The sequence below is a fragment of the Microbacterium abyssi genome, assembly GCF_015277895.1.
In the GTDB taxonomy this organism is placed as follows: domain Bacteria; phylum Actinomycetota; class Actinomycetes; order Actinomycetales; family Microbacteriaceae; genus Microbacterium; species Microbacterium abyssi.
In genome coordinates this window covers 1314302-1340229 of record NZ_CP063815.1, presented here as the reverse complement: position 1 = coordinate 1340229, position 25928 = coordinate 1314302, and the positions used below count along the sequence as shown (strand labels likewise).

Below are 25928 nucleotides of genomic sequence, written 5' to 3'. Positions count from 1 at the left end.
CTCAAGAGTATCCGGCGGCCATCAGTGGCCGGCCCCTGAGCCTGTCGAAGGGTCGGTCACGAAGTCGATGAGCTCCTCGACCCGGCCGAGCAGCGCGGGCTCGAGGTCGCGGTAGGTGGTGACCTTGCTGAGGATGAACTGCCACGCGCGCCCGGTGTCGCCCTGCGACTCGTACGGCCAGCCGAAGGCCTTGCAGATGCCGGTCTTCCAGTCCGTGCCGCGGGGGATCTCCGGCCACTGCCGGATGCCGAGCGTCTGCGGCTTGACGCACTGCCACACATCGACGAACGGGTGGCCGACGATCTTCAGATGCCGGCCGTGCGGGCCTCGCATGATCGCCTCGGCGATGCGGGTCTCCTTCGATCCGGGTACGAGGTGGTCGACGAGCACTCCGTAGCGCCGCTTCGCGCTCGGCGGCTCCGCCGCGAGCAGCTCCTCGAGCAGATCGACGCCCTGCAGGAACTCGACGACGACGCCTTCGACCCGCAGGTCGGCACCCCAGACCTTCTCCACGAGTTCTGCATCGTGCTTGCCCTCGACGAGGATGCGGCTGGGCAGCGCGATGCGCGCCCGCTGGTCGGCGACGGCGAAGGATCCGGATGCCGTGCGGCGGACGGCCTGCTTCGCCGGGGCCGGCGCGGTCAGCCGCACGGGTTCGCCATCGATCAGGAATCCGCCGCCGAGCGGAAAGACGCGTCTGCGGCCGACGCGGTCCTCGAGTTCAACGTTTCCGCCGTACACCCGGGTGACCGCTCCGCAGTAACCGTCTCCGGCGACCTCGACGACGAGATCGCGCTCGGCGGGCACGTCGAGAACCTTCTTGGCGCCGCGGTCGCGCCACCCCTTCGCGAGCACGTCGGACCCGTACATGTCGTCCATGCCTCCAAGGGTATGCGTCGCCTTGCCCTTCTCGGTGGCGACACAGACTGTTTCCCTAGAGTCGCTATCGTCTGTCACCGCCAGTGAATAGACTCGGAGCGCCAGGGCCAACGATCCCGCGGAGGGAGTGCAATGCGAACTCGGTTGACGATCATGCTGGGGTTGATCGCGGCGATGTTCGTGTCGGCTGCGGCCGTCTCCGGCGCCGTCGCCACACCGCCGGTGACGCTCGATTCGGGATTCGTCACCGACGACGCGGGAGTGCTGTCTTCGGGCGAGATCGAGGCCGCGAATGCGAGACTCTCCCAGTTGGCGCAAGCGGACGGCGGGGACCTCTACGTCGTGTTCGTCGACGAGTTCACAGATCCTTCCGACAGCGTCGAGTGGACGGACCGGACCGCGGTGGAGAACGGACTCGGCGCCGACCAGTACCTCGTCGCCGTCGCTGTGGACGCCGGTCAGTACGCGGTCTCCGCAGACGCGAACGGACCGCTTGACGATGCCGAGATCGATCGCATCGTGCAGGCGATGGAAGACGAGCTGCGGGCGAGCGACTGGAGCGGGGCGGTCTTCGCCGCGGCCGGCGCCTTCCCCGGGCAGTCCGCCTCCGATGGCGCCGGCTTCATCTGGCTGATCCTCGCCCTCGTCATCGTCGCTGCCGCGATCCTCGTCATCGTGCTGATCGTGCGCTCCCGCAAGAAGAAGCAGCAGTCATCGCCGTCGGCGATCCCCGACCCGGAGGATCCGTTCGCCGCCATCAGCGACGAAGACCTGGAGAAGCAGGCCGGCAGCGCCCTCGTGCAGGCGGACGACGCGATCACGTCCAGCCGGCAGGAACTCGGTTTCGCTGTGGCGCAGTACGGCGACGATTCGACCGCGGCGTTCGCGGACGTCGTCGAGGCGGCGAAGGGGAAGGTTGCCGAGGCGTTCGCCGTGAAGCAGCAGATCGACGACGAGATTCCCGACTCCGCACAGCAGCGACGCGCGTGGCATATCCGCATCATCCAGTTGTGCGACGAGGCCGACGACCTGCTCAACGACAACATCGAGGCCTTCGAAGAGCTGCGCAAGCTCGAAGCCGAGGCGCCGCAGGCTCTTGAGCGCATCAAGGCGCGGCGCGCGACGGCCGAGCAGACGGCCGCCACCGCAGCCCCCGCTCTCGCGACGCTGGAGCAGACGTACGCCCAGGCGACGCTCGCACCGGTCGCGGACAACCCCGCCCAGGCGCAGCAGCGCCTCTCTCTCGCCGACACGGAGATCGCCGAGGCCGCAGCCTCCATCGCGGCCGGCCGCAACGGCGAGGCCGCGTTCTCCATCCGCACAGCGGAAGAGGCCGTCGAGCAGAGCGAGAACCTCGTGGATGCCGTCACCACCCTGGGCACGAACCTCGTCGCCGTCGAGGGCGAGGCGCAGTCGATGATCACCGACCTGGAAGCCGATGTCGCGGCCGCCGGGGCGCTCGCCGACGCGCAGGGGCAACTGGCCCCGATCGTGGCGAGAACCAGGTCCAAGATCGACGCCGCGCAGACCGCACTCCGGTCCGCTGCGCGGAACCCGCAGCAGGTGCTCGACGACCTCACTTCGGCCAACGCAGAGATCGACGCAGCGCTCGGCCGGGTCCGACAGGCATCAGAGCAGGACCAGCGCGCGCGGCGGATGCTGGAGCAGCGGCTCACCCAGGCGCAGGCGCAGATCACCACGGCCGGTGATTTCATCACAACTCGCCGCGGAGCGGTGGGCGCCACCGCGCGCACGCGGCTCGCAGAGGCGAACTCCGCCTATTCCGAGGCCGTCGCCGCGCAGGCATCGGATCCGGTACTCGCCACCGAGCGGGCGACTCGTGCCTACACCCTCGCCTCCGAGGCGCTCTCATACGCGCGCAGCGAGGTCGACACGTTCAACGCCGGCGGCTGGTCGGGCGGTGGCTGGTCCGGCGGCGGAGGCCGCGGCAGCGATCTGGGCGGAGCCATCCTCGGTGGCATCCTGGGCGGACTGTTCAGCAGCGGGGGCGGCGGCGGTGGCGGCGGCGGCTGGAGCTCCGGCGGCGGCTGGCGCTCGAGCGGGAGCAGCCGCACCAGCAGACCCTCGAGCTTCGGCGGTGGTTCCCGCAGCAGCTCACGCGGAGGCGGCCGGTCCAGAGGGGGCCGGTTCTAGTCCGCTCATCGTTCTCACGATCTCGAAACACTCCGTTCCAATCGAAAGGAAACACCATGGCCAAGCAGTCCATCTTCAGCCGCATCTCGACGCTGGTGAAGGCGAACATCAACTCCCTCATCGACCAGGCCGAAGACCCGCAGAAGATGATCGACCAGCTCGTCCGCGACTACACCAACAACGTCGCCGACGCCGAAGCCGCCATCGCCGAGACCATCGGCAACCTGCGGCTGCTCGAGCGCGACCACGAAGAGGACATCCAGGCCTCGAAGGACTGGGGCAACAAGGCTCTCGCCGCCAGTCGCAAGGCCGACGAACTGCGCTCGGCCGGCAGCGCCGCGGACGCGGACAAGTTCGACAACCTCGCCAAGATCGCCCTGCAGCGTCAGATCAGCGAGGAGCGCGAGGCGAAGGCCGCTGAGCCGACCATCGCCGCACAGACCGAGGTCGTGGACAAGCTCAAGAGCGGTTTGAACGGCATGAAAGAGAAGCTCGGCGAACTCAAGGCCAAGCGCAGCGAGCTGCTCGCCCGCGCCAAGGTCGCCGAGGCCCAGACCAAGGTGCAGGATGCCGTCTCGTCGATCAACGTGCTCGATCCGACCAGCGAGCTCGGCCGCTTCGAGGACAAAGTCCGCCGCCAGGAGGCACTCGCTCAGGGCAAGGTGGAGCTCGCGGCTTCCAGCCTGGACGCCCAGTTCGAGAGCCTCGACGACCTCGGCGAGCTGACCGAGGTCGAGGCCCGGCTCGCCGAGCTGAAAGCGGGCGGCTCTTCGCAGTCGCAGTCGCAGATCGAGTCCTGAGACTCCCGCGCTGATGGAGGGTGAACCCTGATGGCCCGATTCCTGGTCGTTCCCCAGTGGCAGGGCTCACCCTCCACACGCGCGATGCTCCTCGTCGACGGCGCCTCTGCGATCGCCGGCGACCTCCCTCGCAAGGCCACCACGGTGCTCGACATCCCGCTGGAGGCCGGCGAGTCCCTCGGCACCGGCGTGCACCGACTGAGTTCGCTGCTGCGCTCCCGCGCGATGATCGCCGAGGCGATGACGCCCGACACCGTCATCATCGGGGGCGACTGCAGCGTGACCGTCGCCGCTCTCGACACCATCGACCGCGACGATCTCGCAGTGGTCTGGTGCGACGCGCACGCCGATCTGCACACCGACCAGACCTCGCCCTCCGGCGCGTTCTCCGGAATGGCGCTGCGTGCCGTCCTCGGTGAGGGCGAGCCGCAACTGGCGCTCTCCCCCGGACTTCCCTCGGAGCGCGTGATCGTCGTGGGCGCCCGTGTGCTCGACGATGCCGAGCAGGAACCGGTGGGTCGCCTCACTCAGCTCTCCGTGACGGACCTCGACGACGCCGAGGCTCTGGCCGACGCCGTGATCGCGTCGGGGGCCGCTCGCGCGTGGGTGCACATCGACGTCGACGTGCTCGATCCGTCCGAGATAGCAGGCGTCTCCACGGCCGCACCGTTCGGGGCGTCCGCTGCGGCGCTGGCCGCAGCGATCCGCGCACTGCGCGCGCGTGTGCCCCTCGCCGGCGCGACGATCTCCGGTTTCGCTCCCCGCACGCCGCTGGACGCCGTGGAGGATCTCGGGGCGATCCTCCGGCTCGTGGGCGCAGTCGCATGACGAAGCGATCTCGCGCCGCAACAGACTGGCGACAGGCGGCCGAGGCGGCCCTCGCGCGCGGTCGCCGTCTCGATCGGCGCATCCCCTCATTCCTGCTCCGCTCCCCGATCAGCCGTGTCGGCTACGCATGGGGCACGGCGGTGGGCTGGGTCTGGGGCTCGCTGTGGAGCACCGGCCCGGTCGAGCGCCGGCACGGCCTGTGGATCTTCCGCGGCATGCCGAAGTGGACGTTCAACCGCGGCGGCGTCTGCGTCGGCGGATGCTACCTGACCGGCAAGGCTGCGCCGAGTGAGGCGGTGCTGCGGCACGAGTCAGTTCACAAGGCGCAGTGGCTGCGCTATGGGTTCCTGATGCCGGTGCTGTACCTGTGGGCGGGTCGCGATCCGCTGCGGAACAGGTTCGAGATCGAAGCGGGGCTCGAGGACGGGAACTACGTGCGGCGGAGCGTCAGCTCTGCGCCGGCAGCAGACCGAAACGCTCCGGCGCGCTGATCGTGGATGCCGGCACGTCGAGTGCGCCGGTCAGGTGCTCGACGATGTCGGCGGTGCCGAGATAGCCGCCCAGCAGGGTGACGTGTGTCGGCAGCTCGCTGTCGCAGAGCATCTCATCGGCCCAGGCGCACGTCGCACGGGCCAGCGCCGTCCCTGGCTTGCAGGACCGGCCGCTGCCCGGTGCACCGGAGCGCGCCGAGCGGGCGAGCCACGTCACGGTCATGCGTGCGGGCGCCTCGATCATTCCGATGTCGCTCGCATCGGGAACCTCGATGAAGACACGGCCCGATGCGCACAGCGGGAGCGTGGCCAGGAAGGTCTCGAGCTCCAGCAGTGAGTTCTCGTCCGCCGTCACCAGGTGATGCGAACGCAGGCGCGCGGCCCGACGCTGGGCCCTGCCGCTGCGGATGTCGGTGGAGATGGTCATGATGCATCCATCGTAGCACCGATGAAGGGTTGCCTTACCTTGCTCGCTCGGTACTCGGGTGTCAGCGTGCGATGAGCGTCGACCGGAGCGCCTGCAGGTCATCGTCGGTCAATCCGTGCGCAACCAGGTAGTCGGCGGCAGAGCCCCAGCGTCCGTCGACCTCTTCGAGCAGACTCTGCATGACCCTCGTTGGTGAGAGCGTGGCGAGCGCGACGGCGTTCTCGGCGTGCGGATGCTGCGCGCGCAGGAACGCGATGATCCTGCGGTTGCGCTCCTGCGGCAGCAGCGACTCCGTCAGAGCGTAGTCGGCCACCACGGCATCCCTGTCCGCCTCGACCGCGGACAGGGCGAGGGCGACTGTGACGCCGGTGCGGTCCTTGCCGACCGTGCAGTGCACGAGGGTGCGGTCCTCACGAGCGATCACGCGAACGGCATCCGCGAGCCGCTGCCCGCTCTCGTCGAGCAGGTGACGGTACATATCCTCAAGGCTCATGTCCTCGTCGAAGAACGACGCCACCGAGCCGAGGAAGAGCGGAAGACTCGTCGTCGTCACCGACGTCACCGCGGACGGAGCCTCGGCGATCTCCTGCCCGTCGCGAAGGTCGATGATGTGCCCGACGCGACGCTCGATCTCCGCGACCCCTGCGGCGGTCGCCGCGACGAGACTCCCGGAGCGCAGCAGCACCCCGTCTCGGATGCGTCCCCGCGCAGCGGGTATCCCGCCCACATCACGCGCGTTGAAGACGCCGTCGATCTCGAGAACCGTCACGCCGTCGCCTTCTCGCCGCGGAGAGGGACGGGGTAGCGGCCGGCGACGACTACGCGGTTGAACGCGTTGATCGACACGCATGCCCAGCTGAGCGCCGCGTACTCCTTCTCGGTGAACACGCTGCCGACGCGGTTGTACACCTCGTCGGAGATGCCACCGTCGTGGATGAAGGTGAAGGCCTCTGCCAATTCGAGGGCTGCGCGCTCGCGCTCCGAGAAGACCCCGCTCTCCCGCCAGACGGGTATCTGGGTGAGCGTGTCTGCGTCCAGCCCGGCCTTCACCGCGCGGTCGAGGTGCACGCGGGTGCAGTAGGCGCATCCGTTCAGCTGCGAGCAGTGGATCATCACGATCTCCTTGAGCCGATCGTCGATGCCGTTCGCGCGGCAGATCTCGCCCACCGTGCGGGAGAACTCGTCCAGCGCCTTGTAGGCGCCGGGCTCGGTCTTCGACAGGTGCACTCGCATCTCGCTCATGTCCCCAGCTTAGGCTCAGACCCTACGGCTAGCGTGGGTGCCGATGGCGAGCTCTCAGCGCATATCGAGTCTGGACGGGATCCGCGGATGGGCGGCGCTCGTCGTCGTGACGTACCACTGCAGTCTCATCGCGATGCCGCACCTGGACGGCACTCTCGCCGCCTGGCTCACGCAGAGTCCCAGCAAGCTCGCGTTCGCCGGCACCGAGGCGGTACTCGTCTTCTTCGTCCTCTCCGGATTCGTCGTCGCGCTGCCGGTGCTCCGCGACGGATTCTCCTGGACTCGCTACTACCCCACCCGCGTGCTGCGGCTCTACCTGCCCGTGTGGGGTTCGGTGGTGCTCGCAACGGCCCTGATCGCGCTCCTGCCCCGAGACGCGGCGACGATGCCCGAGGACTCGTGGATGCAGAACACCCAGGCGACGAGAGTGACGTGGGGCACGTTCTTCGACGAGGCGCTGCTGCTCACGAAGAGCTACGACATCAACAATGTGCTCTGGTCGCTGCGGTGGGAGCTCATCTTCTCGCTCGCGCTGCCGGTGTTCGTGGGACTGGCGCTGCTGCTGCGCCGCCATGCGATGATCGCCGCCGCCGTGGCATGCGCGCTGACCGTCGTCGGCCGCATCGTCGATGTTGAGGCGCTGGTATATCTGCCCGTCTTCATGCTCGGCACTCTGATGGCGGTCCGCCTCGACGACCTGCTCGCCTGGGTGCAGCGCCCCCGGCGCCGTGCGTTCTGGCCGTGCCTGACGGCCCTGGCCCTCGCCTTGCTGATCGCCAGCTGGCTCGCACGCCCCGTCGCCGCCCCTGGAACCGTGCTCGGCCGCACGATGTGGGGACTGGCCGGCGTGGGCGCCGTCCTCGTCATCGTCGCCGCCATGGGCTGGCCGCGACTGCGCCACCTGCTGGAAGGGCGCGTCTCGCAGTGGCTCGGGCGCACCTCGTACAGCCTCTATCTGGTGCACGTCCCCCTGCTGGGAACCCTCGCCTACCTCTGGGGCAGCGATCGATGGGCAATGGTGGCAGTGGTCGGCATACCCGCCAGCCTCCTCCTCGCCGCCGCGTTCCACCGATTCCTCGAGGCACCCGCACATCGTCTGGCGCGGTACGTCGGCACCGTGGCATCCGAGCGACTGCCGCTCACGCGCCCGAACGGTCGTATCCGCCGCTCAGACGCGTGATGCGGCGTTTCACTCTGCCCGCGGCCCGGCGCGACCGCCCGACGAAGGAGCCCTCAGTGGGGCCTGCGTGCTTCCGCTCGAAGGCGTTCTCCATCTCGCGCGCCCAGGCACGGGTCACCACCTCGTCGCCGAAACGGGATGCCGTCGCCTGCGCACGGCGCCGCATGGCGGCGACCTCAGCATCCGACATGCGCTGCAGCTCGATGATCCGCTCAGCCAGGGCATCCACATCGCCGGCAGTCACGAGGAAACCGTTCCTGCCGTCCACGATCACGTCGGACGGACCGTAGGGGATGTCGTACGCGATGGGGATGCAGCCCGCGGCCATCGCCTCAACGAGAGCGAGTGGCAGACCCTCGGCCTTCGATGTGAGCAGCATGAAGTCCGCCGTCGCGAACGCGGATCGCGCTGCGGGGTCATGGCCGCGCAACCGCACGCGCTCCCCCGCGCCCAGAGACCGGATCGTCTTCTCCAGCAGCGGACGACGCTCCCCCTCTCCGAAGACGTCCAGCGTCGCGTCCACGGACGCGGAGGCCCTGGCCACCGCCTTCACGGCGTGGGAAACCCGCTTACGCACGATCAGTGACGCGAGCATGAGGCCGCTGCCGCGGACGCGGTCGCCGATCGGGCCGCCTTCGCCGATCACCCTGTTGAAGCCGTTGGGGATGACGGCGAGATGCGCCTGAGGCCCGAGATCCCGCTCGAGATCGTCGCGCTGACTCTCGGTGAGCACGACCACCGAGTCGAAGTCGCCCAGATTCTCGAGCACGCTCCGTCGCGATGAGCTGAGCGCGGTTCCGTCCGCGGTGCGGTGCGATCCGTGCAGCAGATGCATCGTCACGACGTTGCGCCGTCGGTAGGTGCGAGCGAAGCGCGCGGCGGTCTTCGAGTCGACGATGAGGAAGCTCTCCTCCCCGCCGATCACCTCATCGAGCCAGTACCGGTAGACACCCCAGATGCTGCCCCAGCTGCGCACCGGAGCCCCTGCCCTGTCGTAGAGAACGACGCTGCGCTCGCGCGTCGCGGGGTCGCGCCGATCGGTCACCAGCAGGCTGCCGTCGGGACGGAACCGGTCCACGGCGAGAACGCGGCCGTCGCCATCACCCCTCTGCTCCCTGCGGAGGACGACGGCATCGCGCTGGTGATCCTGGACGTCCACGGCAGGGACGATCGGGGCGTGACCGTGCGCGGGCGCTTCGCTGCCCGGCGCGACATCATGCTCGCGCAGCCACTCCCAGATGTTGATGATCCGGATGCCGTCGATGATCTCCCCGCTCGCGCGGAGGCGCCGCTCGAGCTCCGGATAATCCAGCCGATCGTCGAGAGTGAGCACGTCGACGGGGCGACGGGCCAGACGGACGAAGGCCCGCGAGCGATGCATGAGCGCGCCCGTCATCCCGCCGAATGAGTCGGGAATACTCCAGCTCAACGCGAGCTGCTTGCCCGGACGGAAGTGCGGGGAGAGAATCGACTGCCGCATGGAGCACGACAGTAACAACGTCTGCTGTGAGCATGCCCGGGGCGAAGCGAAACCAGAATGCCCAGATGCTTTCGCCTTCAATGACTGTTATGCCAATCGGTCACGTAACATCGCTGGTCACATTGCTCTCGAGTTTCGCGCGGTGATGCCGTTCGGAGCAGAATATGGGCGTGACGACCGAGACAAGCGAGTTCAGCTACCTCCCGAGCCAGGCGCAGACGCTCAGCCTGCCGATCCCCTCCGCAGAGCGTCTCTCCCTCACTCTTCCCGACGGACGAGAGTTGAGTGCGCTCCGCTACGGAGAGGGTGACCCCGCGATCACGCTGCTGCACGGTGCAGGCCTCAATGCGCACACCTGGGACAACACGGTCATCCTGCTGCAGCAGCCGGTCCTCGTGATCGACCTCGCCGGTCACGGCGACTCCAGCTGGCGGGGCGACGCCGACTATTCGGCTCACACGCTCGCCCCGGACGTCGCCCTCGCGCTCGACGCCTGGACGTCGCAGCCTCAGATCCTGGTCGGCCAGTCGCTCGGCGGGCTCACGGCAGCGGCCGTGGCATCCACCCGTCCGGAACTCGTCCGCGAGCTGATCGTCGTCGACATCACGCCGGGCATCGACACCACCGGCGGCCCCTCGGCGCTGCGCGCGTTCTACGAGGGCCCCTCGGACTTCGCGACCAGGGACGAGCTCGTCGAGCGGGCGATGGCGCTGGGGTTCGGCGGCACGAGGCCCGAGACCGAGCGCGGCGTGTTCCTCAACACGCGAGTGCGTCCGGACGGTCGAGTGGAGTGGAAGCACCACTTCGCCCACCTCGCGGCCAAGGCGCTCGCGGCACCCGCGCCGGAGTCCGGAGCAGGCTGGGCGGATCTCACCGGTGTCTCCGCTCCGCTCACACTGGTGCGGGCAACGCGCGGCTTCGTCAGCGAAGCGGATGCCGAAGAGCTGAAGCGCCGCGTGCCCGCGACCCGCGTCGTCGTGATCGACGCCACCCACAATGTCCAGGAGACCGCTCCCGCCGAGCTCGCGGAACTCATCCGCGCAGCTGCCGACGCCGTCGGCTGAGGAATGTGACGCCGCATTCCGTCGTTCAGTTCTCTTCGCACTCCCACTTCCAGGCTCTACCCGACCGGCACACAGCATCCGCCGCCCCGAGAGGATCCAGCAACCACATGTTCCGACGAACCAGACGCCTCGCCGTCATATCCGCGCTCGCTGCGACCGCCGTCGTCCTGAGCGCCTGCACGAGCTCGTCCCCCGAGCCGGTGCAGTCCTCGGGCGGCGAACCCGACCCGGACGCCACACTCACCGTCGGGCTCGTCCTCGAGCCGACCAACCTCGACATCCGGCACACGAGCGGGGCCGCGCTCGAGCAGATCCTCGTCGACAACATCTACGAGGGGCTCGTGACGCGAACGCAGGAGAATGAGATCGAGCCGCGGCTCGCCTCCGACTACGAGGTGTCCGAGGACGGCCTCACCTACACGTTCACCCTCAACGAGGGCGTCACCTTCCACGACGGCACCGCCCTGACATCCGCCGATGTGGTGTCCTCCTACGAAGCGGTCCGCACCGACGACACTCTGCAGGGCTTCGCAGAGTTCGCCGACGTCGCATCTGTCAAGGCGCCGGACGACAGCACGGTCGTCATCACGCTCACCGAGCCGAACCAGAACTTCCTGTTCTCCCTCACCGGGCCCGCCGGCCTCGTCTTCAAGAGTGAGGACGACACCGATCTGCAGAGCGCCGAGAACGGCACCGGCCCGTTCACGCTGCAGAACTGGAGCAAGGGCAGCACGATCAGCTTCGACCGCTACGCCGAGTACTGGGGCGAGCCTGCCGGCGTCGCCGAGGTCGTCTTCGAATACATTCCCGACTTCACCGCCGGCGTGAACGCCGCCGTCGACGGGAGCCTGGACGTGCTCACCGCCGTCGATCCGAACCTCACCCCGCAGCTGGAGGATTCCGGTGAGTTCATCCTGACCGAGGGACGCACCACAGACAAGGCCACGCTCGCGTTCAACAACGCCAAGGCTCCGCTGGACGACGTGCGGGTGCGCGAGGCCCTTCGTCTCGGCATCGACCACGAGGCCCTCATCGAGGCCGTCGGAGCGGGCGAGCCGCTGTACGGCCCGATCCCCGAGCTCGACCCCGGCTATGAGGACCTCGCCGATGTCGCGCCGTACGACCCGGAGCGCGCCAAGGAACTGCTCGCCGAGGCCGGCCAGGAGGACCTGGAGCTGACCCTCACCATCCCGTCGTTCTACGGCACCACTGTGCCCCAGGTGCTGGTGTCCGACTTCTCGAACATCGGCGTCACCCTCGCGGTCGAGTCGGTGGAGTTCCCGACCTGGCTCGAGGACGTGTACACGAACAAGGACTACGAGCTCAGCTACGTGCTTCACGTCGAACCGCGCGACTTCGGCAACTTCGCCAACCCCGAGTATTACTTCGGCTACGACAACCCCGAGGTGCAGAGCCTGTACACCGAGGCGCTCGCCGAGATCGACCCTGATGCCTCGGCCGAGCTCCTCGCGGAGGCCGCACGCCTGGTCTCCGAGGACCATGCCGCGGACTGGCTGTACACCGGCGAGACCATCACGGCGGTTCGTCCGATCGTCTCGGGCTTCCCGCAGGATTCGATCAACTCGCGCATCAACCTCGCGGGCGTCACGGTCGCCGCTGAGTGACACCGGGTGGTCCGCTACACGCTCACACGAGGGGTCCTGCTGATCGCAGGGCTCCTCGTGTCGAGCGTGCTCATCTTCCTCACCCTCCGCGTCTTCCCCGGTGACGTCGCCCAGCTGATCGCCGGTACTCAGGCGTCACCCGCCACCGTCGAGGCGCTGCGCGAGTCCCTCGGTCTGAACCGTCCGTTGCCTGTGCAGTACGGCGAGTGGATCGGCGGGGTGCTCACCGGCGACCTCGGCACCTCCCAGCTCAGCGGGGCATCGGTCGGCAGCGAGCTCGCTGAGAAGGCGCAGGTCACGGTGCCGCTCGGCATCATGTCGCTCGTCATAGCCCTGCTCATCGCGGTGCCCTTCGGCATCCTCTCCGCCATCCTGCGGGGCCGCCCCGGGGGCACGGCGTTCAGTGTGGCGGCACAGGCCCTCGCGGCAGTGCCGGTCATCTGGGCCGGAATGATGCTCATCGTCGTGTTCGCCGTGTGGCTGGGCTGGCTGCCCGCCCAGGGTTTCCCGCGTGGCGGCTGGGAACAGCCGTGGCAGGCGTTCCGCGCGCTGCTGCTGCCGGCGCTGACGATCGGGATCGTCGAGGGCGCCATGCTGCTGCGCTTCGTCCGCAGCGCGACGCTGCAGGCGCGAGGACAGGACTTCGTCCGCACCGCCGCCGCGAAAGGCCTCACCCGCAACCACGCGCTCATCCAGCACGGCATCCCCGCTGTCGGCCTGTCGATCGTCACCGTGCTGGGCCTCCAGGTCGCCGGCATCGTGGTGGGCGCTGTGATCATCGAGCAGCTGTTCACCCTCCCCGGCATCGGACGGATGCTGGTGGCCGACGTCGGGACCCGCGATCTCGTGAAAGTGCAGAGCGAGCTGCTCGTCCTCACCGGGCTCGTGCTCGTCATCGGCTTCATCGTCGACCTCATCCATCACTTCGTCGATCCACGGCAGAGGGAGGCATGATGCCCCGCTGGCTGCGTCGCCTCTGGAGCAGCGCGACAGGACGCTTCGGTCTCATCGCAGTCGCGGTGATCGCCGTCGTCGCGGTCGTAGCCCAGTTCTGGACGCCGTTCGATCCGCGCGAAGCCGACGTGCGAGGTCGCTGGGCCCCGCCCGGGTGGCCGCATCTGCTCGGCACGGACGGCACCGGCCGCGACATCCTCAGCCTCATCATGGCGGGCACCCGCACGACTGCTTTCGTGAGCATCGGCGCCGGCATCGTGGCCACGATCGTGGGCATCGCGCTGGCCGCGCTCGGCGCGCTGACCTTCCGCTGGATGCGCGAGACGGTCGCGGTGCTCGTCGACATCCTGATCGCGTTCCCCGTGCTCATCATCGCGATGATGATCTCCTCGGTGTGGGGCGGGTCGCTGTGGGTCGTGATCTGGGCGGTCGGCATCGGCTTCGGCGTGAACATCGCCCGCGTCACCCGCCCCGAGCTCCGCCGCGTGCAGCAGAGCGATTTCGTGCTCGCCGGGCGCGCTTCCGGTCTCACCGCATCGCAGAATCTGCTGCGCCATCTGCTGCCGAACGTCGCCCCGGTGTTCATCGTTCAGTTGTCCTGGTCGATGGCCGTCGCGGTTCTCGCCGAGGCGGGCCTGTCGTATCTGGGCTTCGGCGCCTCCGTCACGGAGCCGTCCTGGGGCATCCTGCTGTCCGACCTGCAGCGGTACATCAGCATCCACCCGCTGTCGGTCATCTGGCCGGGCCTTGCAATCACGATCACGGTGCTCGCGCTCAATCTGCTCGGCGACGCGCTGCGCGAGGCCACCGACCCGACGCTGCAGCACCGTTCGGCCGAAACCCACACGCCGGCGGTGGTCGCATGAGTCTTTCCGTCGAGGACCTCGTCGTCGAGATCGACGGTCGCCGCGTCGTGGACGGGATCTCCTTCGAGATTCCCGACGGCGGACGGCTCGGTCTGATCGGCGAATCCGGGTCCGGTAAGTCGATCACGGCCCTCGCCGCGCTCGGCCTGCTCCCCGACGGCGCGCAGGCGCGCGGCAGCATCCGCTGGGACGGCACCGAGCTGATCGGGATGCCGGACAGGGAGCTCGCCCGCTTCCGCGGCGACGACATCGGCATCGTGTTCCAGGAGCCGCGCACCGCGCTCAACCCGATCCGCACGGTCGGACGGCAGATCGCGGAGTCCGTGCGCATCCACACCGGGGTGAGCAAGCGCGAAGCGCGGGCCCGCGCGATCGAGGAGGCCGCACGCGTGCACCTGCCCGATCCCGAGACGATCGTCGACAAGTACCCGCATCAGCTCTCGGGCGGTCAGCGGCAGCGGGTCGCGATCGCGATGGCGCTGGCCTGCCGCCCGCGGCTGCTGATCGCGGACGAGCCGACGACGGCACTCGACGTCACCATCCAGGCCGAGATCCTCCGGCTGCTGCTGTCCCTGGTCTCCGAGAACGGTATGTCGCTGATGTTCATCACGCACGACCTCGCCGTGCTCTCGCAGGTCGCCACGCACGGGGTGGTCCTCGAGAACGGCAGGGTCGTGGAGGCCGCGCCGGTGCCTACGCTCCTGTCCGCCCCGGAATCCCCCGTCACCCAGGGATTGTTGCGCGATGCCACCGCGACCCTGTGGCGACCGGAGGGCGGCGGCGCATGAGCCTCATCGAGGTCCGCGGACTGAGCCGCGAGTTCCCGGTGCCACGGCGCACGATGTTCGACCGCGCCCGCACGCAGACCGCGCTGCATCCGACCGATCTCCGCATCGAGTCAGGCGAGTCGATCGGCATCATCGGCGAGTCCGGGTCGGGTAAGTCCACACTCGTCAGGCTCCTGCTGGGCTTGGATCGACCGACCGCCGGCACCGTCGACATCGACGGAAGGCGCGTGGATGCCGCGGCATCCGCTCGCTCGCTGCACTGGCTCCGCCGTGCGACCGGACTCGTCTTCCAGGACCCGTACGCATCGCTGGATCCGCGGATGAGCGCCGGGCAGATCATCGCCGAGCCGTTGTGGGCCCTCGGTATCGAGGGCGACCGGCGGGCTCGCGTACGGGAGGTGCTCACTCAGGTCGGGCTGGATCCGGCGATGGCCGAGCGGTACCCGCACGAGTTCTCGGGCGGACAGCGTCAGCGGGTCGCGATCGCACGGGCGATCGTGCACCGCCCGCGCATCCTCGTCGGCGACGAGCCTCTCTCGGCGCTCGACGTCACCGTGCGCGCGCAAATCCTCGATGTCCTGCGGAGCCTGCTCGAGACCGAGGACCTCACGCTGATCCTGGTCTCGCACGACATCGGCGTGGTGCAGAACCTGTGCGACACGGTCGCGGTCATGAAGGACGGCACGATCGTCGAGCGCGGCGCCACCGCCGATGTGCTGCTGCACCCGCAGCAGGATTACACCAGGCGGCTGCTCGCCGCGATACCCGTCATCCCCGGCGGCGACGCGGCTTCGGCTTGAGCGAACGCTGCAGGTAGACCGTGCCGAGCGACCGGCCGAACTTGAATCCGACCCGGCCCATCCGCCCCACCTCGACGAAACCGTGCCGCTCGTGCAGGCGGATCGACGCTTCTGCGCCGCTGTCGCTGATCACGGCGACGATCTCGCGCAGGCCGATCTGCTCGCACGTCTCGATCAGCGCCACGAGGAGTGCCGTGCCCAGCCCCTTGCCACCGGCGCCAGGGCCGAGATAGATCGAGTTCTCGACCGTGTAGCGGTACGCGGACTTGCTCGCCCACGGCTGCACGAGGGCGTACCCGATCACCTGGCCGGTGGGAGTCACCGCGACGAGGAACGGCAGCTTCAGCTTCGCCAGCATCGCGAACTTCTCGCGCCAGTAGCGGTGCGTGGACGGCTTCTCGTCGAAGGTGACGACGGAGTTCTCCACGTAGTGGTTGTAGATGCCCCGGACATCGGGGAGATCGCCGGGGCGCGCAGGGCGGATCGTGAATGAGAACTCGTCGGGGGCAGGCTCAGGGGCGCGCAGGTGGCGCGGCAGCCGTCGACGCTGGTCGCCGGGCTCGAACTGCATGCGCTCAGCCTATAGTTCGCCGCCCACGCGCCAATCCACCGGCGGCGCACCCTGCTCCTCGAGCAGCGCGTTGGCTCGGGAGAACGGCCGGGAGCCGAAGAACCCCCGCCTGGCCGACAGCGGTGACGGGTGGGCGGAAGTGATCACGGGGGTTTCACCGAGGAGCGGCTGGAGGTTCGCGGCGTCCCTCCCCCACAGGATCGCGACGAGCGGCTGGTCGCGGGCGACGAGCGTGCGGATGGCGAGTTCTGAGACCTGCTCCCAGCCCCAGCCGCGGTGCGATCCGGGGGCGCCCGGCCTGACCGTGAGCACCCGGTTCAGCAGCAGCACGCCCTGATCGCTCCACGCCGTCAGGTCGCCGTGCGAGGCGGGCGGGATGCCGAGATCGCTCTGCAGCTCGGCATAGATGTTGTTGAGGCTCCGCGGCAGTGGACGCACGTGGCGCTCGACGGCGAACGACAGGCCGATCGGGTGCCCCGGCGTCGGATACGGGTCCTGGCCGGTGATCAGGACCCGCACATCGGCGAGCGGGCGCTGGAAGGCACGCAGGACATGCGCGCCGTCCGGAAGGTATCCGGCACCGTGCGCCTGCTCTCCGCGCAGCCGATCGCCGATGCCGCTGATGACGTCCGCCACGGGCGCGAGTGCCGCAGCCCAGCCGGGATCCAGCAGCCCCTCGTCCGCCAGCTGTGCCAGTGACCGACCCGGCACGCGTCTCAGTCCTCGTGCTCCGGCCGGACGCGCAGCGGGCCGCGCGCCAGCATGTGCTGGGCGGACTGCGCGACGGGGCGCATCGTGATGAGGTCGAGGTTCACGTGGCCAGGGGCACCCAGCGCGTAGCCGATGACATCCGCGACGTCGTGCGCGGTCAGCGGCGCCTCGACGCCCGCGTAGACGGCGTCCGCCGCGACCTGGTCGCCGCCGAGCCGATTCAGGGTGAACTCCTCGGTGTGGACCAGTCCGGGTGCGATCTCGACGACGCGGATCGGCTCGCCGTTCAGCTCCTGGCGGAGGGCCTTCACGAGCATCGACTCGGCGGCCTTGGCGGCGTTGTACCCGCCACCGCCCGCATACGCGGTCTGCGCGGCCGTCGACGTGACGAAGACGAGGTCGCCGTGGCCTCCTCCTGCCGCGGCACGCCGCAGCAACGGCAGGACGCCGGCGACGAGTCGCTGCGTCGCCAGCACGTTCACATCGAACATCCACTGCCAGTCCGAGGTGGAGCCGTCCTCGACGCGGTCGGTGCCGCGGGCGCCTCCGGCGACCTGCACCAGCGCGTGCACGGGGCCGGCGGCGTCGATCTCGGCGAGCAGCGCGGCGACGGCATCCTGGTCGGTGAGATCGCAGGCGATCGCCGATGCTCCGGTCTCATCGGCGAGCGCCTGGAGGCGGTCTGCGCGTCTGGCGATGCCGACGACGTCCCATCCGCGAGCACGCAGATCGCGCACCGTCGCCTCGCCGATACCCGAACTCGCCCCAGTCACCACTGCACGCCGTGTCACCATGCCTCCACCGTACGACTTTTCCGCGTGATCGCGGCACTTGCCGTTGTTACGTAACATTTCCCGCGCTTTGTTGACACGCGCGGGATTCCGTACGCTCGCTGCAATGGCATCCGCCGGATCATCTCAACCCAGCCGAGGAGGCACACATGTCCGCACCCGAGACCTGGCGTTTCGAGACCAAGCAGATCCATTCCGGTGCTGCTCCCGACCCGGTGACCAAGGCCCGCGCCACGCCGATCTACCAGACCACCTCGTACGTGTTCGACAACGCGGATCACGCCGCGAACCTGTTCGCCCTCGCTGAGTTCGGCAACATCTACACCCGCATCCAGAACCCGACCCAGGACGTGCTCGAGCAGCGTCTCGCGGCACTCGAAGGCGGCACCGGTGCCCTGGTGCTCTCCAGCGGCCAGGCCGCGTCGACGTTCGCCGTGCTGAACATCGCGCAGGCCGGCGACCACTTCGTCTCCTCCAGCTCGATCTACGGCGGCACGTACAACCTGTTCAAGTACACGCTCGCCAAGCTCGGCGTCGAGGTCACCTTCGTCGAGAACCAGGACGACATCGAGGAGTGGCGCGCCGCGATCCGCCCGAACACGAAGCTGTTCTTCGCCGAGACCATCGGCAACCCGAAGATCAACGTGCTCGACATCCGCGGCATCGCCGACGTCGCGCATGACAGCGGCATCCCGCTGATCGTCGACAACACGATCGCGACCCCGTACCTGATCCGCCCGTTCGAGCACGGTGCCGACATCGTCGTGCACTCGGTCACGAAGTTCCTCGGCGGCCACGGCACCACCATCGGCGGCGCGATCGTCGACGGGGGCACGTTCGCGTGGTCGGAGCACGCGGCCAAGTTCCCCGAGCTCACAGAGCCCGACCCGTCGTACCACGGTGCGGTGTACACCACCGCGGTCGGCGATGCGCTCGCCTACATCATCAAGGCGCGCGTGCAGCTGCTGCGCGACCTCGGCTCGGCCATCGCCCCGCAGAGCGCATGGAACCTGATCCAGGGCATCGAGACGCTCTCGCTGCGCATCGAGCGCCACGTGCAGAACGCGCAGGAGATCGCCGAGTGGCTCGAGAACCACTCCGACGTCGCCTCCGTGAACTACTCAGGGCTCCCCTCATCGCCGTGGTACGCCAAGGCCAACGAGTACGCTCCCAAGGGGGTCGGCGCGGTGCTGTCATTCGAGCTGAAGGGCGGCGTGGAGGCCGGCCGCGAGTTCGTCAACAGCCTGTCGCTGTTCAGCCACCTCGCCAACATCGGCGACGTGCGCTCGCTGGTCATCCACCCGGCATCGACGACGCACTCGCAGCTCACGCCCGAGCAGCAGCTCACCTCGGGTGTCACGCCCGGACTCGTGCGTCTGTCGGTGGGCCTGGAGAACATCGACGACCTCAAGGCCGACCTCGAGCAGGCACTCGCCGCCGCACGCCGCGTGTCGGAGGCCGCTCGCGCCTGACGCGCTCGCCTCGAGCTTCACCAGAGGAGGAAGTTGCCGGTCATCTCGTTCGAGAGGCGGCAACTTCCTCCTTTCGTCACTGTGAGCGGAGCGCGATCACCCGACGGACGCGGGTCAGGAACGCGAGGCCGCCGTCGGCAAGGTCCCCCTCGGTCAGTCGGATCACGATCCAGCCCCGATCCTCGAGATCACGCTGACGCCGGATGTCCGTGCGCCACTGCTCCTTGTCGACGCGGTGTCCGTCGCCCTCGTATTCGATCGCGATCCGCAGATGCGGATATGCCAGATCGACTCGGGCGATGAAGCGTCCACCGTCTCGAACGTCGAACTGCACCACCGGCTCAGGCAAACCCGATGCGAGGATCAGCAGTCTGGTCTCGGTCTCCTTCGGCGACTCCACGCGTTCTCGAGCCTGTAGCAGGGCGGCGCGGATCGTGGCGCAGCCGGGGAACCTGCCCCAGCTACGCAGCCTGTCCTCCACCTCCGGCAGGTTGCTCATCGGCCGCCCGGGGCCGAGGTCGGGGTAGTTGGAAGCCGTGCTGATCAGCGCGTCGATGACGATCACCGCCTGGTCCACGGTCAGTTCGGTCGCACAGCCGAACAGAGCCGCGACCGGGTCGACGACAGGCACACCCGTGAGGATCCGCGTCTCCGCCCGTTCAGCCGCGAGTCGTCGCGCCTTCACCCCTGCGGTGCGCACCGGCGCCGCGTCCGCCGGCACCATGATCTCGAGCGGTTCCGTTGACGTCCATCTCTCCGGATGCGGCAACCCCCACAACCGCATCGCGGTGCGCCCGCCGTATCGCTGGCCTGGCTTCAGACGGGCTCGATAGCAGTCGACGAAGTCACGGAACTCCACCGGTGCCTCCCTCGCCCGAACACCGTAGTACGGACGATCGAGATCGGGTGCATCGCGCCGGGAACGGCCTACTCCCGCAGCTGCTGCCGCGGCAGTGGTGAACCGCTCGCCCAGGTGGCGAGCAAGGGGTGCTCGACGTCTCATCCGCCCATGTTCGCGTGGTCACCCGTGGCGCGATTCCCACCACCGCACGATCCGTGGAGAGTGGGCGCGGCTCGGCACCTGTGGACGACGACTCGCGGATGCCGCCTACTGCGCCGATCAAAGGAGGAAGTTGTCGGCCAAGCGCACTGGGAACCGGCAATTTCCTCCTCTCAACGGTGTGCGGAGCGGGAGGAACCGGAACGACGAGCCTGTGGAGCAGTGAGCAAGCCGCCACGTAACGTTGGGCGCCCGGCGCTGCGGGCAGGCGAGAATGGAGGCATGGACTGGCAGAGCACCTCGGAGGACACCGTGCCATCGGCGCGCGTGACCGAGGCCGATGCTCGTCTGCTCCGCGCCCGTCCTCCCGTCACCGGGGCGTGGCGTGACGGCGACCCCGCCGGCGCCCGGGAGTTCGCCTCGTTCGGCGCCTTCCGCACCGAGAGCGGACAGGAGCTGCCCAGCATCCGCATCGCCTACGAGTCGTGGGGCGAGCTCAACGCCGCCCGCGACAACGCGATCCTCGTGCTGCACGCGCTCACCGGAGACAGCCACCTGCGCGGCGACGCCGGCCCAGGTCACCCGACGGCCGGCTGGTGGGAGGACATCGTCGGACCAGGCGCCCCGCTCGACACCGACCGCTGGTTCGTCATCGCGCCGAACATGCTCGGCGGATGCCAGGGCTCGACCGGCCCCGCGAGCATCGCCCCGGACGGCTACGAGTGGGCGTCGCGCTTCCCGTATCTGACCGTGCGCGACCAGGTGGCCTCGCAGGTGCGTCTTGCCGACGCGCTCGGCATCGAGCGCTGGGCGGGCGTCGTCGGCGGATCGATGGGCGGGATGCACGCACTGGAGTGGGCCGTCACCCACCCCGAGCGCGTCGAGCGCCTCGCCGTGCTGTCCTCTCCCCCGGTGAACACCGCCGACCAGATCGCGCTCAACTCGGTGCAGTTGGAGGCGATCCGCATCGACCCGCGCTTCCAAGGCGGCGAGTACTACGACCAGAGCGTCGGCGAGGGCCCGCACCGCGGCCTCGCCCTCGCCCGCCGCATGGCGCTGCTGAACTACCGCAGCCCGATCGAGCTGAACCAGCGCTTCCAGCGCTCCTGGCAGTCCGAGGTCTCCCCTCTCGGCCGCGGCGGACGCTTCGCGGTCGAGTCGTACCTCGACTTCCACGGCAACAAGTTCACCCGCCGCTTCGACGCGAACAGCTATCTCACGCTCGTCGAGGCCATGAACTCTCACGATGTGGGCCGCGACCGCGGCGGCGTCGAGACGGCGCTGCAGTCCGTCACGGCCACGACGCTCGTGCTCGGCATCGACACCGACCGGCTGTTCCCGATCGATGGGCAGCATCGCATCGCGCGCAGCATCCCGAACACGATCGACGGTGATCAGGCGGTCGTGCTCACCAGCGATTTCGGGCACGACGGCTTCCTCATCGAGACGAATGCCGTGGGCACGCACCTGCGCCGCCTGCTCGACGCCTGATCACCCGATCCACGCGGCTCAGTCGCGCGCGTACTGCCAGGGCAGCACCGAGGTGTCGATGCGGTGACGACCGCCGCCTCCCTTGGGATGCTCCGCATCGCCGCCCCACACGAACACGCCGCCGCCGATGAGATGCGTCTCGTACAGTTCGAGGACGGATGCCGCAGCCAGCGCCTCGTCGATCGTCGTCCTGCCTTCGAGCCAATCCAGCGTGACCCAGGTCGGCGGGAACAGGATCGCTTCGCCAGCGGCATGGCGGCGGAGCGCCTCGGCCGGCGTGAGCCACTGGGCATCGAGAACCTCATCGGGCGCGAGTCGCAGCACGTCTCTGTGCGCACCAGCCAGGTAGAACCACGTCCGCACCCGCTTGGGCGCCTCTGCGGGCGGGACCCAGCACGACAGCACGTGCAGGCCCTCCGGTCGCAGTCCCACCTCCTCCGCGCACTCGCGGGCGGCGGCACGAGCGGCGACGTGCTCCTCGCTCTCGCCCGGAACGACATCCACGTCTTCGACGACACCGCCGGGGAACACCCATGCACTGGCGAACGACCCGCGGTCGGGGCGGCGGATCAGCAGCGTCTCCAGGCCGTCGTCGCCCTCGCGCACCAGCACGGCCGTTCCGCCCACGAGCATCGTCGCATCCATGCCCTCACCCTATTCGCCCGTCGACCGGACGGATGGTTCAGGCGGCGACGGCCACCGGCTCGGCGCGGTACGCGATCACGGTGATCCCGAGTCCGACCAGCGCGAGCGCCGCTCCCACCCACGCCGGCGCCGTGAAGCCCCAGCCGAGCGAGATCACCACCCCGCCGAGGAAGGCGCCCAGGCTGTTGCCGATGTTCAGCGCCGAGTGGTTCATCGCGGCGGCGATGGACTGGTTGTCGCCCGCAACGTCCATCAGCCGCGTCTGGATCGCCGGGCTCAGCACCGACGACACCAGCCCGACGCCGAAGGCGAGCACGGCCAGGAGGATGACCTGCGACGACAGCAGCGCCAGCAGCGCGAGAACCACGGCCAGCCCGCTCATGCCCACCAGCAGCGTCCGGCGCAGGTCGCGATCGGCCATGTAGCCGCCGAGCAGATTGCCGACCGTCATCCCGAGACCGACGATGACCAGCACGATCGGCACCGCCCACGCCGGCGAGCCGGCGACATCGGTGACGAGAGGAGCGACGTAACTGTAGACGGCGAAGAACCCGCCGAAGCCGATCGCTCCGACCCCGAGCGTGAGCCAGACCTGTCCGACTCGGAACACGCCGAGTTCGGACCGCAGCGTGCGACCCGGTTCGCCGGGATGCTTCGGCACGAAAGCGGCGATGCACACGGTCGCGGCGGCGAAGACGATCGTGACGACCAGGAAGGCAGTGCGCCAGCCCCACTGCTGCCCGAGGAAAGTGCCCAGCGGTACACCGACGACGTTGGCGATCGTGAGTCCGGTGAGGATGAACGCGACGCCCTGGGCGCGCTTACCGGGGCCGAGCACGTCGGCAGCGACCAGCGCGCCGATGCCGAAGTATGCTCCGTGCGGCAGCCCCGCCAGCAGGCGTGACGCGCCGACGAGCTCGAAGGTCGGCAGGATCACAGTCAGCGCGTTGAAGACGGTGAGCGCGATCGCCAGGGCAATCATGACCCGGTGCCGAGGGAATCGTGCGACCAGGCCCGCGATCGTCGGAGCGCCGATCACGACGCCGAGCGCGTATAGCGAGACGAGGATGCCGGTCTGGCCGATCGCATCCTCGGGCGAGGCGGCCCAGAGGTCGGGACGCAGGTCGCGCGCGATGTCGGGCAGGAGGCCCATGATGACGAACTCGGTCATGCCGATGCCGAAGGAGCCGATGGCGAGAGAGAGGAGCGCCATCATCGCCGCACCCCTCGACCTGGTCGAGGAGTGGTTCACCCGACCATGCTACTGCGCTTCGGCATCCCCGATCGCCGCCTCGAGGCGGTCGATCTTGGCGTCGAGCTCACCCGCGTAGCCGGGGCGGATGTCGGCCTTGAGCACGAGCGACACCCGGGAGCCGAACGGCATGACGGCCTCGGTGGCGCGCTTGACCACATCCATCACGGTGTCCCAGTCGGGGCCCTCGATCTCGGTGAACATGCTGGTCGTTCGGTGCGGCAGCCCGCATTCACGGACCACCTTGACGGCGGCGGCGACGGCGTCGTGCACGGAGCCGTCGGTGTTTCCGGTACCCGACGGTGCGACGGAGAAGGCGATGAGCATGGTGTTCCTCAGTTTCTCTTGATGGGTACGCGAACGAGCGCGCGCACGGCGACGACGAGCAGTACGATCACGAGCGCGTTGCGCGCGGTCAGCAGCAGGATCGGCACGGGTTCAGCGCGCAGCAGCCCGTCATAGGTCAGCGGATAGACGAGGCAGGTGAGACCGGCGAGCACGAGCACGAGGGCCGCGGGAATCCCGGCGCGGGTGCGGTCGAAGATGATCCACAGGATCACCGGCGCGATCAGCCAGGTCTGGAACTGCGGCGAGCCGACCTTGTTCGTCACGATGAGCACGGTGACCAGCGTCAGCGCGAGCGGTGGGAACAGCCGCGGGAAGGATGCGCCGCGCGACGCTTTCACCGCGCCGAGGATCAGCACGCCGATCGCGGCGCCGGCCATGAGCGGGGTCAGCAGCATCGAGAGCACGTCGACTCCGGGGGCGCCGATCTGGAAGGTGAGGATCTCGAAGCTGTAGTCGATGGATGCCGCGCCCGCCGCCGCCATCCACATGAACGGCGTCGCGGCGACCGCTTCGATCTGCAGCCCGCGCCCGGTCTGCTCGAAGATGAAGCCGAACAGGTGGCGGTCCGCGCCGAGCAGGAACAGCAGGACGACGATCAGGGCGCTCGTCGCGAGGAATGCGAGCAGAATCCGCATCCGCGTGCGCGCAGCGGCCACGGCCGCGACGATGAGCGCGCCCGGCCAGATCTTCACCCACGCGGCGAAGGTGAGCACCGCTGCGGCGACGGCGGGGCGTCTGACGAGCCAGCATCCGCCGATCACGGCCAGCGGCACGGTCACCGCGTCGATGCGATACATCGCGATCGGTCCGAACAGCAGCATCGCCGCGGTCCAGAACCAGCCGGCAGAACGCCGTGCGGCGGTGCCGGTGCGACCGACGAGCACGCCGAGGCCTGCGGCATCCAGCGCCGTGACCAGCACGGCCCAGCCGATCAGATACGCGCCCGTCGTGCCGACCAGGCCGTTCAGGGGCCAGGCGAGCAGCTGCGTGAGGAGCATGGGGAGCAGCGCGGGCTGCGGGTACACCCACGACTCGGTGATGCCGACGATCGCTCCGCCGCTGAGCGCCGAGGCGGACCACGGCTGATAGACCAGTACGACGTCGCCCATGGGCTGGGTCGGGTACACCCAGCCGAGCCAGGCGACGAGCACGTGCGCGGCGAGGAAGGCGGCCCACAGGCCGGCGACGCGGAGCTTCACGACAGCAGGTCCTCGATCGCGGCCGGGATCGCACGAGCGAGATCGAGGGCGACGATCGGATGCCCCGGAGCGCCATCTTGCACGCCGGAGGCCATCGCGGCGGCATGGCCGTGGAGCCAGGCGGCGGATGCGGCGACATCCGCGAGGGACGATTCCGGATTCGATGCGATCAGCGCGCCCAGCATCCCGGCGAGCACGTCGCCGGTTCCCGCCGTGGCCAGCCACGACGGCGCCCCTGTGACGCTCCGGACAGAGCCGTCGGGAGCGGCGATGATCGTCGGCGCCCCCTTGAGGAGGACGACCGCGGCGAGCGCTGCGGCGACTTCGGCGGCATCCGCGGCGCGGTCTCCGCCGCCCTCGGGCGACAGGCTCATCCTCTCGCGCAGCCGCGCGAACTCGCCGGCATGGGGCGTGACCACCAGCGGCGCGGCGGCGCGAGGTGCCAGATCGAGCGCGCCGGCGTCGACGACGACGGGTGTGCCGCCGGTAAGGACCTCATGCAGCGCTCGCTCCTCGTCCCAGGCGCGGTGCGCGGAGTCCGTTCCGGATCCGATCACCCAGGCCCCGACACGCGTGCGCCCGATGTCGGGTGCGGCGACCGTCTCCGGGCGGCGGGCGATCACGGCATCCGCTGCTCTGCCCCCGCCGACGTACCGGACGAATCCCGCGCCGGTGCGCCACGCCGCCTCGACGCCGAGCACGGCGGCTCCGGGATACGCATCCGATCCGGTGCGGATGGCGACCACGCCGCGCGAGTACTTGTCGTCGGACGCCGTCGGCACGCGCAGCAGCGGCACGGTGTCCGCACGGGACCATTCGCGGACGTCGACCATGAGTCAACGCTAGCGCGCCGACCGGCCGACGGCGGCA

At 69.2% G+C, this 25928-nt stretch carries 27 protein-coding genes; 13 read left to right on the top strand and 14 right to left on the bottom strand.

Annotated elements, in window-relative coordinates; translation table 11 throughout:
• Positions 1-21: 21 nt before the first annotated feature.
• Positions 22-879, bottom strand: a complete 858-nt coding sequence (locus tag IM776_RS06465; RefSeq protein ID WP_194422169.1) for a DUF3097 domain-containing protein — start codon at positions 877-879, stop codon at positions 22-24.
• Between the two features lie 132 nt (positions 880-1011).
• Between IM776_RS06465 and IM776_RS06460 the strand changes: the two genes are divergently transcribed.
• The 4 genes from IM776_RS06460 to IM776_RS06445 are packed head-to-tail and all read left to right on the top strand — an operon-like array spanning position 1012 to position 5152.
• On the top strand, positions 1012-3033 hold the full coding sequence (locus IM776_RS06460) for a TPM domain-containing protein (protein ID WP_194422168.1): 2022 nt from the start codon (positions 1012-1014) through the stop codon (positions 3031-3033).
• A gap of 56 nt (positions 3034-3089) precedes the next feature.
• The gene (locus IM776_RS06455; protein WP_194422167.1) at positions 3090-3833 is read left to right on the top strand and encodes a PspA/IM30 family protein; all 744 of its coding nucleotides are present in this window, start codon (positions 3090-3092) and stop codon (positions 3831-3833) included.
• A 30-nt stretch (positions 3834-3863) separates the two neighbouring features.
• Complete coding sequence (locus IM776_RS06450) at positions 3864-4661, top strand: arginase family protein (RefSeq protein ID WP_194422166.1); 798 nt, start codon at positions 3864-3866, stop codon at positions 4659-4661.
• Entirely contained in the window at positions 4658-5152 is a 495-nt protein-coding gene (locus tag IM776_RS06445; protein WP_194422165.1) for a Fe-S oxidoreductase, read from the top strand. Before IM776_RS06450 ends, IM776_RS06445 begins: the two co-directional genes overlap by 4 nt.
• On the opposite strand, the gene IM776_RS06440 is transcribed toward IM776_RS06445, so the two are convergent.
• The 3 genes from IM776_RS06440 to IM776_RS06430 form a co-directional block, all read right to left on the bottom strand.
• Positions 5109-5579: an SIP domain-containing protein gene (locus tag IM776_RS06440; protein ID WP_194422164.1), complete on the bottom strand. Its 471-nt coding sequence runs from the start codon at positions 5577-5579 to the stop codon at positions 5109-5111. The genes IM776_RS06445 and IM776_RS06440 overlap by 44 nt on opposite strands.
• A gap of 61 nt (positions 5580-5640) precedes the next feature.
• Positions 5641-6348: a tyrosine-protein phosphatase gene (locus tag IM776_RS06435; RefSeq protein WP_194422163.1), complete on the bottom strand. Its 708-nt coding sequence runs from the start codon at positions 6346-6348 to the stop codon at positions 5641-5643.
• The gene (locus IM776_RS06430) at positions 6345-6821 is read right to left on the bottom strand and encodes a carboxymuconolactone decarboxylase family protein (RefSeq protein ID WP_194422162.1); all 477 of its coding nucleotides are present in this window, start codon (positions 6819-6821) and stop codon (positions 6345-6347) included. Before IM776_RS06430 ends, IM776_RS06435 begins: the two co-directional genes overlap by 4 nt.
• A gap of 43 nt (positions 6822-6864) precedes the next feature.
• Between IM776_RS06430 and IM776_RS06425 the strand changes: the two genes are divergently transcribed.
• Entirely contained in the window at positions 6865-8001 is a 1137-nt protein-coding gene (locus IM776_RS06425; RefSeq protein WP_194422161.1) for an acyltransferase family protein, read from the top strand.
• On the opposite strand, the gene IM776_RS06420 is transcribed toward IM776_RS06425, so the two are convergent.
• Complete coding sequence (locus IM776_RS06420; RefSeq protein WP_194422160.1) at positions 7961-9481, bottom strand: glycosyltransferase; 1521 nt, start codon at positions 9479-9481, stop codon at positions 7961-7963. The two genes, IM776_RS06425 and IM776_RS06420, sit on opposite strands and share 41 nt — an antisense overlap.
• Before the next feature lie 164 nt (positions 9482-9645).
• On the opposite strand from IM776_RS06420, the gene IM776_RS06415 reads away from it, so the two are divergent.
• From IM776_RS06415 to IM776_RS06390, 6 genes are all read left to right on the top strand, one after another.
• Positions 9646-10545: an alpha/beta fold hydrolase gene (locus IM776_RS06415; protein ID WP_194422159.1), complete on the top strand. Its 900-nt coding sequence runs from the start codon at positions 9646-9648 to the stop codon at positions 10543-10545.
• Between the two features lie 107 nt (positions 10546-10652).
• Positions 10653-12170 (top strand): ABC transporter substrate-binding protein, encoded by a 1518-nt coding sequence (locus IM776_RS06410; protein WP_194422158.1) that lies wholly within the window; start codon positions 10653-10655, stop codon positions 12168-12170.
• Between the two features lie 6 nt (positions 12171-12176).
• Entirely contained in the window at positions 12177-13124 is a 948-nt protein-coding gene (locus IM776_RS06405; protein ID WP_194422157.1) for an ABC transporter permease, read from the top strand.
• On the top strand, positions 13121-13990 hold the full coding sequence (locus IM776_RS06400; protein ID WP_422730940.1) for an ABC transporter permease: 870 nt from the start codon (positions 13121-13123) through the stop codon (positions 13988-13990). Before IM776_RS06405 ends, IM776_RS06400 begins: the two co-directional genes overlap by 4 nt.
• Positions 13987-14778 (top strand): ATP-binding cassette domain-containing protein, encoded by a 792-nt coding sequence (locus IM776_RS06395; protein ID WP_194422155.1) that lies wholly within the window; start codon positions 13987-13989, stop codon positions 14776-14778. The genes IM776_RS06400 and IM776_RS06395 overlap by 4 nt, the downstream gene beginning before the upstream one ends.
• Positions 14775-15578 (top strand): ABC transporter ATP-binding protein, encoded by an 804-nt coding sequence (locus IM776_RS06390; protein ID WP_194422154.1) that lies wholly within the window; start codon positions 14775-14777, stop codon positions 15576-15578. Before IM776_RS06395 ends, IM776_RS06390 begins: the two co-directional genes overlap by 4 nt.
• On the opposite strand, the gene IM776_RS06385 is transcribed toward IM776_RS06390, so the two are convergent.
• The 3 genes from IM776_RS06385 to IM776_RS06375 are packed head-to-tail and all read right to left on the bottom strand — an operon-like array spanning position 15547 to position 17654.
• A complete protein-coding gene (locus tag IM776_RS06385) occupies positions 15547-16149 on the bottom strand; it encodes a GNAT family N-acetyltransferase (protein WP_194422153.1) in 603 nt (200 codons plus the stop codon). The two genes, IM776_RS06390 and IM776_RS06385, sit on opposite strands and share 32 nt — an antisense overlap.
• 9 nt (positions 16150-16158) lie before the next feature.
• Positions 16159-16860, bottom strand: a complete 702-nt coding sequence (locus IM776_RS06380) for a uracil-DNA glycosylase (protein ID WP_194422152.1) — start codon at positions 16858-16860, stop codon at positions 16159-16161.
• 5 nt (positions 16861-16865) lie between these two features.
• On the bottom strand, positions 16866-17654 hold the full coding sequence (locus tag IM776_RS06375) for an SDR family oxidoreductase (protein WP_194422151.1): 789 nt from the start codon (positions 17652-17654) through the stop codon (positions 16866-16868).
• Positions 17655-17800: 146 nt separating this feature from the next.
• Here IM776_RS06375 and IM776_RS06370 point away from each other — a divergent pair, with 146 nt between their 5' ends.
• Positions 17801-19123: a bifunctional o-acetylhomoserine/o-acetylserine sulfhydrylase gene (locus IM776_RS06370; protein WP_194422150.1), complete on the top strand. Its 1323-nt coding sequence runs from the start codon at positions 17801-17803 to the stop codon at positions 19121-19123.
• A gap of 76 nt (positions 19124-19199) precedes the next feature.
• On the opposite strand, the gene IM776_RS06365 is transcribed toward IM776_RS06370, so the two are convergent.
• Positions 19200-19982, bottom strand: a complete 783-nt coding sequence (locus tag IM776_RS06365; RefSeq protein WP_194422149.1) for a hypothetical protein — start codon at positions 19980-19982, stop codon at positions 19200-19202.
• A 423-nt stretch (positions 19983-20405) separates the two neighbouring features.
• Here IM776_RS06365 and metX point away from each other — a divergent pair, with 423 nt between their 5' ends.
• Positions 20406-21614: a homoserine O-acetyltransferase MetX gene (gene metX, locus IM776_RS06360; protein ID WP_194422148.1), complete on the top strand. Its 1209-nt coding sequence runs from the start codon at positions 20406-20408 to the stop codon at positions 21612-21614.
• An 18-nt stretch (positions 21615-21632) separates the two neighbouring features.
• On the opposite strand, the gene IM776_RS06355 is transcribed toward metX, so the two are convergent.
• Genes IM776_RS06355 through IM776_RS06335 form a run of 5 tightly spaced genes read right to left on the bottom strand, consistent with a single transcriptional unit; the run spans position 21633 to position 25891 of the window.
• The gene (locus IM776_RS06355; protein ID WP_194422147.1) at positions 21633-22259 is read right to left on the bottom strand and encodes an NUDIX domain-containing protein; all 627 of its coding nucleotides are present in this window, start codon (positions 22257-22259) and stop codon (positions 21633-21635) included.
• A 37-nt stretch (positions 22260-22296) separates the two neighbouring features.
• Positions 22297-23475: an MFS transporter gene (locus IM776_RS06350; RefSeq protein ID WP_194422535.1), complete on the bottom strand. Its 1179-nt coding sequence runs from the start codon at positions 23473-23475 to the stop codon at positions 22297-22299.
• Between the two features lie 45 nt (positions 23476-23520).
• A complete protein-coding gene (locus tag IM776_RS06345) occupies positions 23521-23838 on the bottom strand; it encodes a thiamine-binding protein (RefSeq protein ID WP_194422146.1) in 318 nt (105 codons plus the stop codon).
• 8 nt (positions 23839-23846) lie between these two features.
• Positions 23847-25058: a hypothetical protein gene (locus IM776_RS06340; RefSeq protein WP_194422145.1), complete on the bottom strand. Its 1212-nt coding sequence runs from the start codon at positions 25056-25058 to the stop codon at positions 23847-23849.
• Positions 25055-25891, bottom strand: a complete 837-nt coding sequence (locus IM776_RS06335) for an NAD(P)H-hydrate dehydratase (RefSeq protein ID WP_194422144.1) — start codon at positions 25889-25891, stop codon at positions 25055-25057. The genes IM776_RS06340 and IM776_RS06335 overlap by 4 nt, the downstream gene beginning before the upstream one ends.
• Positions 25892-25928 lie beyond the last annotated feature (37 nt).